Annotated in this window: 17 protein-coding genes; 11 read left to right on the forward strand and 6 right to left on the reverse strand. The window is 54.6% G+C overall.

The window, feature by feature from the left end; genetic code table 11:
- Positions 1–44: 44 nt before the first annotated feature.
- The 6 genes from DFER_RS27795 to DFER_RS27820 all read left to right on the forward strand — a co-directional run bounded on the left by DFER_RS27795 (position 45) and on the right by DFER_RS27820 (position 6,685).
- Positions 45–404: a DUF4180 domain-containing protein gene (locus DFER_RS27795; protein ID WP_015814997.1), complete on the forward strand. Its 360-nt coding sequence runs from the start codon at positions 45–47 to the stop codon at positions 402–404.
- A gap of 5 nt (positions 405–409) precedes the next feature.
- Entirely contained in the window at positions 410–973 is a 564-nt protein-coding gene (locus tag DFER_RS27800; protein WP_041736793.1) for a Crp/Fnr family transcriptional regulator, read from the forward strand.
- Between the two features lie 71 nt (positions 974–1,044).
- Positions 1,045–1,374 carry a DMT family transporter gene (locus DFER_RS27805; protein ID WP_015814999.1) on the forward strand — a complete coding sequence of 110 codons (330 nt, stop codon included), beginning with the start codon at positions 1,045–1,047 and terminating at the stop codon, positions 1,372–1,374.
- Between the two features lie 59 nt (positions 1,375–1,433).
- Complete coding sequence (locus DFER_RS27810; RefSeq protein ID WP_041736794.1) at positions 1,434–2,462, forward strand: chemotaxis protein CheB; 1,029 nt, start codon at positions 1,434–1,436, stop codon at positions 2,460–2,462.
- Between the two features lie 28 nt (positions 2,463–2,490).
- On the forward strand, positions 2,491–6,147 hold the full coding sequence (locus tag DFER_RS27815; protein WP_015815001.1) for a CheR family methyltransferase: 3,657 nt from the start codon (positions 2,491–2,493) through the stop codon (positions 6,145–6,147).
- A gap of 64 nt (positions 6,148–6,211) precedes the next feature.
- Positions 6,212–6,685 (forward strand): ankyrin repeat domain-containing protein, encoded by a 474-nt coding sequence (locus tag DFER_RS27820; RefSeq protein WP_015815002.1) that lies wholly within the window; start codon positions 6,212–6,214, stop codon positions 6,683–6,685.
- Positions 6,686–6,782: 97 nt separating this feature from the next.
- Here DFER_RS27820 and DFER_RS27825 read toward each other — a convergent pair whose 3' ends face one another.
- Together DFER_RS27825 and DFER_RS27830 are read right to left on the reverse strand one after the other, a co-directional pair.
- On the reverse strand, positions 6,783–8,975 hold the full coding sequence (locus DFER_RS27825) for a catalase (protein ID WP_015815003.1): 2,193 nt from the start codon (positions 8,973–8,975) through the stop codon (positions 6,783–6,785).
- 18 nt (positions 8,976–8,993) lie between these two features.
- Positions 8,994–9,545: a YciE/YciF ferroxidase family protein gene (locus tag DFER_RS27830; RefSeq protein ID WP_015815004.1), complete on the reverse strand. Its 552-nt coding sequence runs from the start codon at positions 9,543–9,545 to the stop codon at positions 8,994–8,996.
- Between the two features lie 151 nt (positions 9,546–9,696).
- Here DFER_RS27830 and DFER_RS27835 point away from each other — a divergent pair, with 151 nt between their 5' ends.
- The 3 genes from DFER_RS27835 (at position 9,697) to DFER_RS27845 (ending at position 11,513) form a co-directional block, all read left to right on the forward strand.
- Positions 9,697–10,113, forward strand: a complete 417-nt coding sequence (locus DFER_RS27835) for a hypothetical protein (protein ID WP_143828838.1) — start codon at positions 9,697–9,699, stop codon at positions 10,111–10,113.
- An 83-nt stretch (positions 10,114–10,196) separates the two neighbouring features.
- Positions 10,197–10,736: a DUF4142 domain-containing protein gene (locus DFER_RS27840; protein WP_015815006.1), complete on the forward strand. Its 540-nt coding sequence runs from the start codon at positions 10,197–10,199 to the stop codon at positions 10,734–10,736.
- A 90-nt stretch (positions 10,737–10,826) separates the two neighbouring features.
- Positions 10,827–11,513, forward strand: a complete 687-nt coding sequence (locus DFER_RS27845) for a phosphoribosyltransferase (RefSeq protein WP_015815007.1) — start codon at positions 10,827–10,829, stop codon at positions 11,511–11,513.
- Here DFER_RS27845 and DFER_RS27850 read toward each other — a convergent pair.
- From DFER_RS27850 to DFER_RS29410, 4 genes are read right to left on the reverse strand one after another with little or no spacing between them, the layout of a single operon-like run.
- Positions 11,510–12,475, reverse strand: coding sequence for a TIGR03885 family FMN-dependent LLM class oxidoreductase (locus tag DFER_RS27850; protein WP_015815008.1), 966 nt, complete (start codon positions 12,473–12,475; stop codon positions 11,510–11,512). The genes DFER_RS27845 and DFER_RS27850 overlap by 4 nt on opposite strands.
- The gene (locus DFER_RS29405; protein ID WP_015815009.1) at positions 12,472–12,945 is read right to left on the reverse strand and encodes a response regulator; all 474 of its coding nucleotides are present in this window, start codon (positions 12,943–12,945) and stop codon (positions 12,472–12,474) included. Before DFER_RS29405 ends, DFER_RS27850 begins: the two co-directional genes overlap by 4 nt.
- Positions 12,946–13,002: 57 nt before the next feature.
- Positions 13,003–13,704 carry a sensor histidine kinase gene (locus tag DFER_RS27860; RefSeq protein WP_015815010.1) on the reverse strand — a complete coding sequence of 234 codons (702 nt, stop codon included), beginning with the start codon at positions 13,702–13,704 and terminating at the stop codon, positions 13,003–13,005.
- Complete coding sequence (locus DFER_RS29410) at positions 13,701–14,570, reverse strand: response regulator (protein ID WP_015815011.1); 870 nt, start codon at positions 14,568–14,570, stop codon at positions 13,701–13,703. Before DFER_RS29410 ends, DFER_RS27860 begins: the two co-directional genes overlap by 4 nt.
- A 130-nt stretch (positions 14,571–14,700) precedes the next feature.
- Between DFER_RS29410 and DFER_RS27870 the strand changes: the two genes are divergently transcribed.
- The gene (locus DFER_RS27870) at positions 14,701–15,669 is read left to right on the forward strand and encodes an MBL fold metallo-hydrolase (protein WP_015815012.1); all 969 of its coding nucleotides are present in this window, start codon (positions 14,701–14,703) and stop codon (positions 15,667–15,669) included.
- A 207-nt stretch (positions 15,670–15,876) separates the two neighbouring features.
- Positions 15,877–16,347: a hypothetical protein gene (locus tag DFER_RS27875; protein ID WP_015815013.1), complete on the forward strand. Its 471-nt coding sequence runs from the start codon at positions 15,877–15,879 to the stop codon at positions 16,345–16,347.
- The last annotated feature ends 59 nt before the right edge of the window (positions 16,348–16,406 follow it).

Below are 16,406 nucleotides of genomic sequence, written 5' to 3' on the forward strand. Positions count from 1 at the left end.
CTTCGCATTCCGGCGATCTACAAACTTTCCGGCCGGGTTTAGCTATGAATGTTCAGGTTCACGAACAAAACGGGAGCACAATTGCCGAGGTAACGTCGGACGAGGTGCTCATTCACACCACCGACGACGGCCTGCAAATCATGGCCGACCTGTATTACCAGGGTTACGACGCCGTCGTGCTGCACGAGCGAAACATCACACCACATTTCTTTGATCTCAAAACGGGTATTGCAGGAGAAATTTTGCAGAAGTTCACCACCTACCGCGTGCGGCTGGCCATCGTCGGCGATTTTTCGGGTTATGAAAGTCAGAGTTTGCGCGACTTCATTTTTGAAAGCAATAAGGGAAAACAGGTTAACTTTCTGCCCTCGGTGGAGGAAGCCTTAGGCCGGCTATCTCGCTGATGTTCATGGAAATAGACGAAATTCTGGAACGGATTCATCCCTTGCCTACGGGCTCGCGGGAGGCCCTGAAAGCGCACATTTCCGAAGTGCGCTGTCTGAAAGGGCATTCGCTCATCCAGGCTGGGAGGGTCGGTAAAACGCTGTATTTTATCCGCAGCGGCATCGTGCGCGCTTATTCCGATACGGACGGGGGCGATGTTACTTTCTGGTTTGGAAAGGAGGGCGACGTGGTGATTTCGATGAAGAGCTTCGTGTCCGGCCAGCCCGGTTATGAGCATATTGAAACGATGGAGGCGAGCGATCTCTACCAGATGAAGTCCCAGCACCTCGAATCGCTTTTTGCTACCGATATCCACCTGGCCAACTGGGGTCGGAAGCTGATCGGGCGCGAGCTGATCAAAACAGAGGAACGGCTCATTTCCATGCAATTTAAAACAGCCCAGGAACGGTACCTGGACCTGCTTTCGGCCACGCCCGACCTACTCCAACGTGTCCCATTGTGCCACATTGCTTCATTTCTCGGCATCACGCAGGTGAGCCTGAGCCGGATTCGTTCAGAAATCCGGTAATTCGTTTTTTAACATTTGTAAAATTCTTTTCAAATCCTGTGCAGGACCTTTGTATCAAAAAACAAAGTGCTATGAACTGGATTATTTTGATTGTCGCCGGTCTTTTCGAGGTCGGGTTCGCTTCGTGTCTTGGCAAAGTCCGCGAAACATCGGGTAGCGAAATGTACTGGTGGTTTGCCGGATTCATCGTTTCCCTCACCGTGAGCATGGGTTTACTGCTGAAAGCCACGCAAACGCTGCCGATCGGGACCGCCTACGCCGTTTGGACGGGCATTGGCGCGGTGGGCACGGTGCTGGTAGGTATTTTGGTGTTTAAAGACCCCGTCACTTTCTGGCGGATATTTTTTATTACCACGCTCATTCTTTCGATCGCCGGCCTCAAAGCGGTTTCGAGTCACTGATCATTTCCCCAACGGCACGCTATTTTCTGCAAATGGGTAGCAACCAACCGCAGAAGGTTATGGCAAAAAGAAACATAGTGGTAATAGGTGCCTCCCTGGGAGGACTGGAAGCGTTCAAAAAACTGGTTTCTGGTTTGCCGGCCGATATCGGCGCTTCTATTTTCCTGGTTTGGCACATTTCGCCGAACGCCGAAGGTGTATTGCCGGGCGTTTTGGGCGAGCTCACCGACCTGACCGTGGTACACGCCGACCACGGCGACCTGATCAGGCCGAACCGCATTTACGTAGCCCGGCCCGACCATCATTTGCTGGTGGACGACCGGCACGTCCACGTGACACGCGGACCGAAGGAAAACCGCTTCCGTCCGGCAATAGACCCGCTCTTCCGCTCCGCCGCGTACGCATTCGGTAGTCGGGTGATCGGCATTGTGCTGTCCGGCGCGCTCGACGACGGCACGGCCGGGTTATGGAGTATCAAACGCTGCGGGGGCATCGCCATTGCGCAGGACCCCGACGACGCCGAAATGCCTTCCATGCCGAAAAATGCCATTCGGGAAGTGGCGATTGATTATATTGTGCCGGTTTCGGAAATGGCGGCGTTGCTGGTGAAACTTTGTAATGAAACGGTTGAGATAGGCACCAGGCTCGATAAAGAAGAGCTCGGACAGCTGGAAGCGGAAGTGCGGGTTGCGGCGGACCAGAACAGATTGGATATCGATATTCCCCAATACGGCGAAATGAGCAAACTGTCCTGTCCTGAATGTCAGGGCGTGCTGACGTTGCTCAAAGACGGTTCATTATCCCGCTACCGATGCCATACCGGGCATGCATTTTCACCCGAAACACTTTTGGAGGCCATTGCCGAAAAAATCGAAAGCAACCTGTTTGCCGCGCTCCGGGGCGTGGATGAACACGTGATCCTGCTCAATCACATGGGCGATCACTTCGCCGAAGCCAACTACCGGGCAGATGCCGCCCGCTATTTCCGGAAGGCCCGTGAAGCCGAGCAGCGCGTGGCCCTGATCCGCAATGCAATCCGCGCCAGTGCGGATATCGAAGTGATAAGGACATCCGAGGAGCGGCTTTAAGCAACCATTGAGTTACTGAATTCAGAATATGAAAAACCCTAAAAAGGAGACGCCCGAAAAGGCTTCCCTTCATCAGATGTTGGTCGTGGGCATTGGTGCCTCGGCGGGAGGTATTGAAGCACTCACAGAATTTTTTGAACACGTACCCGCCCGCACCGGCCTCGCTTACCTGGTGATGCTGCACCTGGCGCCGGACGAGGACGAGCAACTGACCGAAATACTGTCCAAGGTGGCGAAATTACCGGTGCTGAACGTGGCAGACAGTGCCGAAATCGTTCCTGACAGGATTCTGATCCTTCCGGCCATCAAGCACGTGCAGATAACCAGCGGCCGGATTTCGATCGTCAGGGATATGCAGATTGAAGAACGGCGCGCGCCGGTAGATGTCTTTTTCCGGACGCTCGGGGAGGCTTACCGGGACCAGAGCGTGGCCGTCATATTGTCGGGAACGGGCGCCAACGGCTCCATGGGCCTCAAAAGGATCAAGGAATATGGCGGGGCGTCGTTCGTGCAGAATCCCAGGGAAGCCACTTTCAATGAAATGCCGCGCAGCGCGATCGCCACGGAACTGGTTGACAACATCCTGCCCGTTGCCCATATTCCTGCCCAACTCCTGTCGTACCGCCAAGGCCTGGGTACGGTGGCGATCACCGTGGAATCAGAAACACGCCCGCCGGACGAGCAGCAGGCGCTCCGGGAGGTGTTTACCCAGCTGCGCATGCGCACCGGCCACGATTTTTCGAATTATAAAAGGCCGACGCTCATGCGCCGCATCGAGCGGCGCATTAATGTGCTCAACCTGCCCAACCTGCCCGCATACGTCGCTTACATGCGCGAGCATCCGGACGAAACGCAGGCATTGCTCAAAAATCTGCTGATTTCGGTCACGAACTTCTTCCGCGATAGCCGCGCATTTCTCGCGCTCGAGCAGGAAACACTGCCGCTGATCATGGAAGGGAAAGATCAGGAAAATACGGTGCGGGTGTGGGTGGCAGGCTGCGCTACGGGTGAGGAGGCCTATTCGCTCGCCATGCTGTTTGCCGAGCGGACCATGAGCACGATCGACGCCCCGAAAGTACAGATCTTCGCGACGGATATCGACGAAGCGGCACTGGCCATTGCCAGGGATGGAAAGTACAGCATCAACGACGCCGCCGACGTATCGCCGGAGCGGCTGAGAAGGTTCTTCACACGCGATGGAGACGAATACCGTATCCGGCGTGAGATACGCGAAATGGTGCTTTTTGCGAGACATAATGTGCTGAAAGACCCGCCATTTTCGCAACTCGACCTGGTGACCTGCCGGAACATGCTGATTTATCTCAATCAGACGGCTCAGGAAAGGGCGATGGAAACATTCCATTTCGCGCTCAAACCGGGCGGATTCCTGTGGCTCGGCATGTCCGAAACGGTGGACGGATCGAGCGATTTGTATTTCAATGTGAGCCGGGAATACCATTTGTACCAAAGCCGCCAGGTAACCACGCGGTCGTACCCCGTGCCGGAAACCATTCCTCAGTTTATCCCCGAAAAGAAAAGTACCGTCCCCACTGTGAGTGAAATAGAGGTGCGCCCGGCGGCACGACTGAGTTTCGGCGATTTGCACCAGCAGCTTCTGGAACAATATGCGCCGCCTTCCATTATTGTAAATGAAGAATACGACATCCTGCACCTGTCCGAACGCGCGGGTAACTACCTGCACATTACAGGCGGCGAACCGACGAAAAACCTGCTGAAACTGATCCGGCCGGAGCTGCGTCTGGAGTTGCGGACGGCATTTTACCAGGCCGTGCAGCAGCAGGCCCACGTAGAGGCAAGAAACCTGAAAATCCGGGTAGGAGAACATTCCGAAACCGTAACAATGCACGTGCGGCCGGTAATGCGGGAGGGTGATCCCGCCCGAGGGTTTATCCTGATTTTGTTTCAACAAACCGGGCAGGACAACGAAGCTGAAAGTTTGCAGACGTCGGTGGAGCCGATGGCGCGCCACCTGGAAGAAGAACTGATCCGCGTCAAAGCGCAGCTGCGAACCTCGAACGAGCAGCACGAGGTGCAGGCCGAAGAGTTAAAAGCGTCCAATGAAGAGTTGCAGGCCATTAATGAAGAGCTGCGGTCGGCAGCGGAGGAGCTGGAAACAAGCAAGGAGGAGTTGCAGTCGATCAACGAGGAGCTGACGACCATTAACCAGGAATTGAAAGTGAAGGTGGAGGAAATATCGCTGACCAGCAATAACCTCCAAAACCTCATTAATTCCACCAACATGGCCACCCTGTTTCTCGACCGCAGTTTCCGGGTAAACCTGTTCACGCCTGCCACACGGGAGATTTTCAACCTGATCCCGGCCGATTTCGGACGTCCGCTGTCGGACATTACCAACCGCCTCGATTACCTGCATTTGCAGGAGGACGCGGAGCTGGTGCTGGAAAAGCTGCAAACCGTGGAACGGGAGGTTAGAAGTAAGGACGGGCGCGTGTATATGATGCGCGTAATGCCCTACCGCACCGCCGAGGACCGCATTAACGGGGTAGTTTTCACTTTTGTGGACATTACGGGCCCCAAGGCGGCCGAGGAGGCGCTGCGGGAAGCAGACCGCCGGAAAGACGAATTCCTGGCTATGCTTGCCCACGAGCTGCGGAACCCGCTCGCGCCTGTGCGCAATACGTTGCAGATCATGAAGATGACCTCTGGCGACGACGAGCGTGTGAATGCATCGGTGGCCATGATGAACCGCCAGGTGGATCACCTGGTGAGGCTGGTGGACGACCTGCTGGATGTGAGCCGCATCAGCCGCGGGAAAATCGAGCTGCGGCGCGAGCAGGTAGACCTCAGTGCGCTGGTAGCCGAAGCGGCCGAAGCGACACGCTCCTTGTACGACTCGGGAAACAGGAAGCTGATACTGGAATTGCCGGGTACTCCACTGTATTTCAACGGCGACGCCACACGACTGAATCAGGCAGTGACCAACCTGCTGACGAACGGCGTCCGGTTCACCAAAGAAAACGGCAATGTATGGGTTGCATTGGAGCAAAAGGGCAGTGAGGTTATTCTAAGTGTGAAAGACGACGGCATTGGGCTCACTTCGGACCAGTTCGAAGCTATTTTCGAGCTTTTTGCACAAGTTGACCTCTCGCCCGGAAAAGCGGAAGGCGGTTTGGGCCTCGGCCTGACGCTGGTGAAGCAGCTCGTCGAAATGCACGGCGGCAGGGTGGAGGCCAGCAGTAACGGACTCGGCGAGGGAAGCGAATTCCTGGTTTACTTCCCATACCTCGACGTGCCTGTGGAATTTACGCCCCCCATCACTGAAAAACACGCGAAAGCCGCCGCAAGGGAAATATTGGTGGTAGACGACAATACCGACGCCGCCGACACGCTGGCCATGTTGCTGAAATACCAGGGGCATCATACGAGCGTAAGTTACAGTGGGGCCCAGGCGCTTGAGATGCTGGACCAGCAGCCGGTGGAAGTGGTGCTGCTGGATATTTCGATGCCGCAGATGGACGGGTTCGAAACGGCAAAGCAGATCCGCAAACGCCCGAACGGGCGGAAGGTCATGGTGATCGCACTCACTGGTTACGGCCAGTCGGAAGATAAAAAACGCACGAGACAATCGGGATTTGACGGGCATTTGGTGAAGCCGGTGGACCTGATGGAATTGAATGAGCTTTTGGCAAAACTCTTTCCCTGAAAGTCTGCCCCTGGGCTGGTATGGATTTTAAGCTGAATGCATGCTCTAAAAAACAAACCGGTTAATGATGGAAAACTACACGAATGTACTGATACACGCTGCCCGGGTAGGGGAATTGGATGTGATCCGTGAACTGCTTTCACGGGGTGTGGATGTGAATGTGAGGGATGAAAAAGGATATACGCCGCTGCTGATCGCATGCTATAACAATCGCCCCGAGGCGGCCAGACTGCTGCTCGATTCGGGAGCAGATGTCAATGCGGGCGACTATGGCGGCAATACGGCGCTGATGGGCGCAGCATTTAAAGGGTTACCCGAGATCGCGTCTTTGCTGATCAGTTACGGTGCCAACCTGAACAGCCAGCACGGCAACGGCGGTACAGCATTGATGTTTGCGACAATGTTTGGCCGCAATGAAGTGGTGAAACTGTTGCTCGAAAGCGGAGCCGATACTGACATTCTCGACATCAGGGGCCAGTCCGCGTTTGACCTCGCCATGCAGCAAGGTAACCACGAAGCCGTTACGCTACTGGCCTGATGCAAGAGCGGAGCCGGAGGCCGGTTTTGCACCGGTGTTTCCGACTCCGCTCATCGCAACTATTTATCGAGGTGGCATTCAAATAGCCACGCCTGCATTACGCCGGGATCTTTCTCGGCTTTTCTCTTTCCCAGAACCTGTGTTGCGCTATGGCGGTAATGAACCGCCTTGCCAGTGTCGCCGGATCGTCGCTGATCACGATGCCGTCCAGCAGTACCGCTTCGTCCGAGAACTCGGCGGGGATCTTTTTGGCAAAATAGGTCGCCTCGATCACCTGCATCGCTCCGGCGTCCGCTGCAATGGCTTTGCAATGCTTGAACGCCTCATTCAGGAAATGAACGGCGTCGGCATCCGCCTCCACGGTAGCCACGCTGTTGGTGCCGCCTGGTACAAACACGGCGTCGTATAATACCGATGCGGCCGTGAGGAAACTGTGATGCACATGGATTTCCTCGTCGGTGGTGGACAATACATAGTTGAGCCTCGGGGCAATCACTTCAACGATGGCGCCTTCCGCTTCCAGCGCGGCTTTTACGGTATTGAGTGAATTGCTATCCACGCCATCGGCAGCCAGGAATGCGATTTTCCTCGTCTTGATGGAGTCTTTCGGGCTGTTGGCCATGCTCAGCGCAGCCGAGGCCGCGAGCGAGCCTTCCACCATTACGGGGTCGTAATCGGCCGGATCGCCGTCTGCGGGAATGCTGCGGTTTACAGGCAACTCGGGGTCTTCCGGTACGGACAGACGCAACGAGAATGCCACTTCGGCGGCCAGTCCCTTATCCACCATCGACAGAATGCCCAGCATCCGCTGACGTACTTCCACCGATTGTACCTTGCCCAATTCAAAGCTGAACGCCTCGATCATATGGTTTTTCTCAGGGTCCGACTGGCTGTTGAAAAACAACCTGGCCTGGCTGAAATGATCCAGGAAGCTCTTGCTTCGCGCCCTGATCTTGCGGGCATCGATCCTTTCGGGGTAGGAGGTAAACCCGCCTTCCGACGCCTTGGCTTGCAACGGGTAGTTGTCGCCCAGCGAATTAGGCCCGTAGCTGATCTTGCCGCGATTGATCGTCTGGCGCATATAGCCGTCGCGCTGGTTGTTGTGCACCGGCACAATCGGCCTGTTAATGGGTATCTCCTGGAAATTCGGGCCGCCGAGGCGGATCAGCTGGGTGTCGGTGTAGGAGAACAGCCTGCCTTGCAGCAATGGGTCATTGGTGAAGTCAATGCCTGGTACCACGTGGCCGATGTGGAATGCCGACTGCTCCGTTTCGGCAAAAAAGTTCTCAGGATTGCGGTTCAGCGTGAGCTTTCCGACCTTGATCACCGGTACGAGCTCTTCGGGGATGATCTTCGTCGGGTCGAGCAGGTCGAATTCGAATTTAAACTCGTCTGCTTCGGGCACGATCTGTAAACCGAGCTCATATTCCGGAAAGTTGCCGCTCTCGATCGCGTCCCAAAGATCGCGCCGGTGGTAATCAGGATCTTTTCCCGAAATGTTCTGCGCCTCGTCCCAGGCTACGGCATGCACGCCCAGCAGGGGTTTCCAGTGGAATTTTACAAAATGGCTTACCCCTTCGGCATTGATCAGCCTGAAAGTGTGCACCCCGAACCCTTCCATCATCCGGTAGCTGCGCGGAATGGCACGGTCGCTCATAAGCCACATGATCATGTGCGCCGACTCCGGCATGACCGATATGAAGTCCCAAAACGTATCATGTGCCGATGCCGCCTGCGGGATTTCATTGTCCGGCTCTGGCTTAACGGCGTGCACCAGGTCGGGGAACTTAATGGCGTCTTGAATAAAAAACACCGGCATATTATTCCCTACCAGGTCAAAATTGCCTTCCTGCGTATAAAACTTGACGGCGAAACCGCGCACGTCGCGGGCCAGATCGGTTGACCCGCGTGACCCGGCAACGGTCGAGAACCGGACAAACACCGGCGTTTCGATGGATGTGTCGTTGAGGAATTGCGCTTTGGTATACTGCCCCAGCGGCTCGTAGAGCTTAAAAAACCCGTGCGCTCCCGATCCGCGTGCGTGTACGACACGCTCAGGGATACGCTCGTGGTCGAAATGCGTTATTTTTTCGCGGAGGATGAAATCTTCCAGCAGCGACGCGCCGCGGTCGCCGGCTTTCAGGGAATTCTGGTCGTCGTTAATGCGTACGCCCGTGTTGGTATTCATCAGTTCGCCCGTTGAGTCCTCCATGTGTGGTTCGAGGCTCCGGATCTTGTCGTTTTCCGGCTGATCGACGGCCGGGTTTTGTTGTGCTTTTCTTTTCGCCATAGTCGTTGATGATTGGAATTATGCCTCCTGCGAAGCCTGGTAAGCAATGTCATTTTCTGCGATGGACGCCAGCAGCTGGTCGCTTGCCTGCTCTTCGGCGAGTGATTCTTCCAGAATGCCCGCTACCTCTTCCAGTCCGAGTGTAGTGGCGAGCTGGATGAGGCCCAGGTACGAGGCGATCTCATAATGCTCTACTTTTTGGGACGAAAGAATAATACCAACGTCGCGGGTGGCCGTGCCGGCATCGGTGCTTTCGATTACTCCTTCGCCTTCTTTGGTAATGCCTTCCATCGCATCGCATTTCTTGGCAATCGTTTTTTGATCCAGCAGCCCGAAAATCTTTTCGAGACGTGATACTTGTTCTACGGTTTGTGCAAGATGCTGTTCGATCGCTGTCACCAATTGTTTCGAACTGGCCGCCTGGCTCATCTTGGGCAGGTTTTTAACCAAGTGGTTTTCGGCCCAGTAAATATCCCTCAGGCAATCCAGAAATAGTTCATAGAGAGCCGGTTCGGCCATTGTTGAGGTCTTGGTTTTAAATTTCGGTTGCGAATTGGTTTCGTTTTTCATTGTTGCATGGTTTAAAAAGTTGGAGCGCATATTGCAAAACATGTTCCAGCACTATCCGGGCTGGTACATAAGTTGCTATCGCATCGGTTTTCGGGCCTGCGACCACAAACGCGGCCCCTCAACCACCACAGTAAATGCAATGTTATACACCATGAAAACCTTAGTCTTTTCAGCGAAAGTTGTACTGGACGGCGTCCCTGCGGGCTTTTCAGGGCGCTTTAAAATGCTTCACCTCGAAACCGGCGAGCTGTACATGTACCGGGTCCACATCACCAAACAGAAGTACACCGGCACACACGTTCCGGGGATGGGAAGCCCCGATGAGGACATTGCCTGGTGGCAGCGGATGTTTCATGCCCTGGTCACGTTCATCGAGCAGTATAACCTTGAATACGGTTACCTGCCTTCGGACCGGAATATTTACCAGGACAGCCGTTTTTACACCGGCGAGAAAATGTTCGGCAAAAAAATCCCTTTCCTGGTCGAGGAAGGCAAACAGCGCAGCCTTGCCGACAAGGAGGTGATCTTGCAGGATTTTGCCGGCCAGGCGCCCGCGATCGAAGCATAACGCAGCCCGTTTCCGGGCATTGGCTGGCACGATTTTGTACCTCATACCCGCTTTATTTTTTAAGCCCCATTCTACTTTATTATATGAGATCTATTTTCCTTTTGACTACATGCGCGGCCCTCTCGGCGCTGCTGGCTTTTTCTGACCGCTTTGCCGGTGAGCAGCATTACCTGTCCGAATCCCCCGACCAGCAATTTGTGACAGAGGCCGCCGAAGGCGGAATGCTGGAAGTAAAACTGGGTGAGCTGGCTTCGCAAAACGGCGTTTCACAGGAGGTGAAAACATTCGCGAAGACAATGGTAACCGACCACACAAAAGTAAATGAGGAGTTGAAGGCTTTGGCACAGAAAAAGCAACTGAGCATTCCGACAGGGCTGAGCGCGAAAAAACAGCAGAAATTCGACAGCCTGGCCGTATTTAAGGGAGAGCAATTCGATATGCTCTATATGAACATGATGATCGCCTCGCATGAGCAGACGATCGGACTTTTCCAGACGGAGTCGAACAAAGGACAGGACCCGGAATTGAAGAAATGGGCCGATGCCAAAGTGCCGGCCCTGAAACACCATCTTGAAATGGCCAAGAAGCTTTTCAAAGCTTCTCCGGGTGCAGCGAAGCATTAATCGCCCGCCCCGGCTAAGGATATTGCCCCAGTTGCCTTCCGCAAGGTGCGGAGATGGCACTGGGGATTTTTTTGTACAAACCTGAGACCTATGAACCGAAGTAACGACATCGTATTCGCCGACCGCCGAGATGCCGGAGAACAACTGGGGCGTTTCCTCGCACACCATTACAAACATGCGGACCCGTTGGTGCTGGGTGTTCCAAGGGGCGGGGTAGAAGTGGCCTATCACGTTGCCAGGCATCTGAAAACCGATCTCACGATGGTCATTTCCAGAAAGTTGCCCGTGCCAGGGCATCCGGAAGTCGGCTTTGGGGCCATTGCCGAAGACCTGTCGGTGTACGTAGCGCCGCGCTACCGCGAGTCGCTTGAACCGGAGAAGATCGGACTCATTATCGACGAGCAGACCGACGAGGTAAACCGGCGGATCAAAGCCTACAAGCAGGGCAGGGCGCTGCCCGATATGCGAGGCCGCACGGTCATCGTTGTAGACGACGGCATTGCTACGGGCGTAACGCTCGTGCCGGTGGTGCACATGTGCCGGAAACGGGGAGCGGCTCGGGTAATTGTGGCTGTGCCCGTCGCGGGCAACCATTACGATGCCCGCCTGGGCGATGCCGATGCCGTGGAAGCGCTCGTTATGCCAGAATGGTTTTATGCCGTAGGCCAGGTGTACGCATCATTCCGCGACCTTACCGACGAGGAAACACAAGCCATTGCCGCCAAAGGCTCGCTTTTGAAACCGGGCTGGGAGCACGTAAGAAGTTTGCAGGGCTAGCCGCGCAATGCAGGCAGCACCTTTTCTCCAAAAACATCAATGAATTGCTCCTGCAACAGATTCACATTGTGCAGGTAGAGATGATCAGCCCCCGCTTCTATGTCGCCCGCGAGCCATTCGATATGCTGATCCACGCTGTCGGAAATGCGTACGGATGCGAACATGTCCGCTTCGCTCACCATTGAGCCGGCCGCATCCAGCCCCTCAGGCGAGCGGATGTCGGACAGCAGCTGCGACGGAAAAACATTGTTCCGCCATTGTTCATGCGCCATTTGTAGTGCTTTCTTCTTGTCGGGATCATAAGATAGCTGCACCTTCACATACACGGGTTTGCCTTCCCCGCCACCTTCGCGGAATGCCGCGATGATTTTCTTCAATGCTTCCGGCGGACGTGACGTGGTAATGAGCCCGTCGGCCCACCCGCCGAGCCAGCGCGCGGTCGACTCCGTCAGTGCGGCGCCGATGACCGTCGGCATGTAGGAAGGCAATGTGTACAGCCGGGCTTCGAAAATCTGGATAAGTCCTTGCCGGGTGATCGTATCGCCGCGCCATAATGCACGCATAATGTCCACGCTTTCACGCAGGCGCTCGTTGCGGATGTGTTTGGCGGGCCATGCCTGGTCGGTCACGTGTTCGTTGAGGAACTGTCCGCTTCCCGTGGCGATCCAGAACCGGCCGGGGAACATTTCGCACAAGGTAGCTACGGCCTGGGCGATAATGGCCGGGTGGTAGCGCTGGCCGGGAGCGTTCACGATCCCGAAGCTGAGTGATGTGGCCTGCATGGCCGCGCCGAGCCAGCTCCATGCGAAACCGCTTTCGCCCTGCGCCTCGCTCCACGGATAAAAATGGTCGGAATTGAGAATGTTGTTGAACCCCGCAGCGGAGGCGCGTTGCACGAGCGCAAGCAGTTCACTAGGTTTAAATTGCTCATGCGACGCATGGTAGCCTATGCGTGAGGTCATTGCGCGGATATTTGGTTGACAATATCGTTGGTGGCCTGGCGGTTGTAGTCGATCCAGTAGCGGCACAGGGTGTCGAGCATCACGTGCAGCTCTTCAAAATCGGGTGGTTTGATAAAAAATGAATTCGCACCCGCCTGGTAGCAGCGGTTGATATCCTCTTGCCGTGCCGTGCCGCTGAGAATCACGATCGGGAGAGTTTTCCACACTGTTTCCGCATTAGCAGGCGTCTGGCGCACCAGTTTGAGCAGTTCAAATCCATTGATGGTGGGTAATTCGAGATCGAGGATGATCAGCGCAGGCCGGCGTCCTTTGAACTGCTCGGCCGATTGCAGCACCATATATTGATAGAGCTCTTGCGCTCCCTGGAAAAAACGGACGTGGTAGTCGGGTAGGAATTTGGTGAAAATGCCCCGGACAAGCTGACGAAAGTCGCTCGAATCCTCAACAAGGTAAATTTCTTTTTTGCTCATGTTTTCTTTCAAAGTGTGGTGTCCGCTGAGCTATCAAAATGCGTTCCAGTGGATTACTCAAAGAGGAAAATGCAGCGCAATGCCCCGCCGACCAGGAGTTTCAACAGGCATTTCGCGGATCTTACCACCCAGTACCGACACCAGCCGCCGCACGATCAGCAAGCCCACGTGCGAACCTATCGATTCATCATAAGACTGATCTCCCGCATAAAACAGCCATGCAGGCAGCGGTTCGCCGAGGTAGTTTACATTCACATGCCAGCTGTGGGCGCTTTGTCCCCACGTAACTGCAATATCCCGCACTCGGGCTACGCCGGCGAGGTGAAACACAAGGTTACGCACAATGCACTGGACTTTTTCTTCATCACCGTCTACCCGCATTTCACGGTCGCCGTCGAGGGTGAGCGAGGCGCGACGCCTTTCCAGCATCGGCTGTGCTTTTTTGCGAATGTATTCCAAAGCCCCGGCCGGTCGGAATGAAGAACTCTCCACCTGTACCGGACCTGTTTCCATCGCGCAATAGTCTTCCAACGCGGTGAAAAGCTGCGCCGCATATTCTGTGTTGTTTTGCAGGCGATGGAACATATCTCTTCGTTCGTCTTCCCCTGATGCCAGCGGAAGCAGCGAATGCATACCGGAAATAATACCGAACACACTGCGAAGCTCATGACTCACGGACTGCACCATCATTAGGTACGGACTCTGAACCTGGTGCTGATCTGGTTCATTGTCAGCGGTTTCAAAAGTGATGTCGTTCATCGCGGATCGGGTGTAGATACGGTGTTCCACCAAAAATTATGCAGATTTTTGAAATCGTTCTTCCAATGAGCGGCATTCTTGTCCTTGGTCATATACGCGCTCGCATTGCGCTGGTAGCTGGCGTGCATGTCTTCGGGCTTGTCGGAATAGGAAAATACGATCACGGGGATCGAACGGCTGTTTTTACTGACCAGAAGCTGATGAATTTTCACAAGCAGGTCCAGCCCGTCCTGCCGGCCGGGGAGATAAAGGTCCATCAGGATCAGGTGCGGTGCGGGATCGATGCTGTCCCAGGCGGGGCCGAGCTGCTCGATCACATCCGCCGCATTGGGAAACTCCACCACCCGCACCTCCGGCATGGATTCCTGCAATGCGTGCCGGATAAAAAACATATGGTCCTCATTATCCTCGATCACGATCACGCTGCCGTTTTTTCCTTGTGACGGCGGCCGGGTGTCGCCCGTTACGTGGCTGGCATTCAGGAAGCAGGCATCCACTGCTTGCGCGAGTTTGATAAAATCGGCTTCATGAACAGGCTTTTCCAGAAATGCATTCACCCCACGCTCGTAGGCGTCGCGCACGAGGTCGCGGTTGGATGTGGACGAGAGCATTACCACAGGAATATGACAACAAAGCTCATTGAGTTTCAGGATGCGGACCGTTTCCAGGCCGTTCATCCGCGGCATGTTCATGTCCATGATGATCATCGCCGGGTCATCAGACAGGCCTTGACTTACAATTCTTTTTACAAGCTGATCGCCGGAATCTAATTCTACTATGCGGACAGGATGGATGACCTGCTCAACCGCGAGGCGTATCAGCATGCGGTCGTCTTCGTCATCGTCTGCCAGGTATATTGTCTTCATTGCGTTCGGTTGTGCCTACTGGGAAATATACAACCCGACCGGCAAACAAATCATGCCAGGAACCATTCCACAGGGCGCTGATGGCACAATTTTTACCGTCAGCAGGGCAAAGATTTTAAACGAACATGGAATGAGAACGGAAAATAATGAATCAGGATCTTTCTTCCGGGTGACGGAGGGAGTGTGGGGGATTAAAGATATTATGGTTAATGTTTACCTCATCGCCAATCCGGACAAGTCATGGGTGCTCGTCGACGCTGGTCTGAAAAGCGCATTTCCCAAAATAAAAAAGGCTGCTGCCGAGCTCTTCGGGGAAGATGTGCCGCCGGTTGCGGTTATTCTCACCCACGGCCATTTCGATCACGTAGGTTCGCTGGAAGCGGTGCTGCGCGAATGGCACGTGCCTGTGTACGCGCATTTCCTGGAAACGCCCTATCTGACGGGTAAGTCGGATTATCCACCGGCGGATTCAAGCGTGGGCGGCGGATTGATGTCTTCATTGGCAGGCCTCTATCCCAACGACCCCATCGATTTGATCGACGCCGTCAAATCACTGCCGATTGACGGTAACATTCCTTTCATGCCCGAATGGAAATACATTCATACGCCGGGACACGCGCCCGGGCATATCAGCCTGTGGCGTGAGCAGGGCCGCGTGCTCGTGGCAGGGGATGCCTTCGTAACTACGCGGCAGGAATCAGTTTTCAGCGTGGTAACGCAGCGCAAGGTGATTTCGGGACCGCCCAAGTATTTCACTTATGACTGGTACCAGGCCGATAAATCTGTGAATGCCCTGGCCGACCTTTCCCCGGAAATTGTGGCAACGGGCCACGGCAAGCCCATGGCCGGGCAGGAAATGCGCCAGCAGCTGATGGACCTTGCCCTGAACTTCTCCGACCGTGCCGTGCCTCGTTACGGACGCTACGTGGCAGAACCTGCTGTGGCTAATCGCGATGGCGTAGTGTCTGTGCCTCAGGACCGGACGAGCACAGGCGCAATCTGGGCATTAGCAAGCAGCGTGGCTGTGATCGCATTGGGATGTGTGTATTTTTCGCGGCAGCGATCAAAAAAAGGGGTATTGTCACTCCCCAGTTTTTAAATGATTAGTTAATGTATTCTTTCAAAATCGCCTTATCTAAATACTTGTTTAAGAGTGCAATGCATTAATTCGGGCGTTTGTAGCCCTTCGGAATCCCGCAAACCGGCTACTTCACTCGCGCGGTGGAACGATTTTTACGTAACCCGCGCACATTCCAACGGTATAATAAGTGATTAAGGGTAGAATAATGCTACAATATTCAGGACTATGAGTGATGCAAGGAACATGGTGAAGTGTATCGCCAGAATTTGGCGGATGTACAAGAGGCAGGAGTCGCTGTTCCGGTCGGCGATGGCGCTCGATATGTCCAGCAAATTACGTCGGATTTGCAGCAACGGCTATATGATGTCGCTGCTGTTTAAAAAGGATGTGGGAAGCATGTACGAATCGGTGAAAAGCAACCTCGACGACGGTGAGCTCACCAGCATTACCCGGAGTGTGGATGAATTTGATGCCGAAATGGTGGACCGCTACGAGCTGCTGACCGAGATCGCTACGCATCAGCAGGTGATGCTCGAAGAATACCGCGCACTTTTGCCGCACCTCGATCAGGATAGCGACGCTGCACGTGCTTGCAGCGAGCATATCGACAAACTTTCCACATTGGAAAACTGGCTGATCAAAGAGGTAAGCAGCTTGCCGGACGAGCGCCAGGAAGATTTTTCTCATGTAGCCTGATACCTATGGATAGACTTTGCGATCTCTGAAATCGGATTAGCAGTACCAAACCAAAGCCG

This window comes from Dyadobacter fermentans DSM 18053 (assembly GCF_000023125.1).
Taxonomy (GTDB): Bacteria; Bacteroidota; Bacteroidia; order Cytophagales; family Spirosomataceae; genus Dyadobacter; species Dyadobacter fermentans.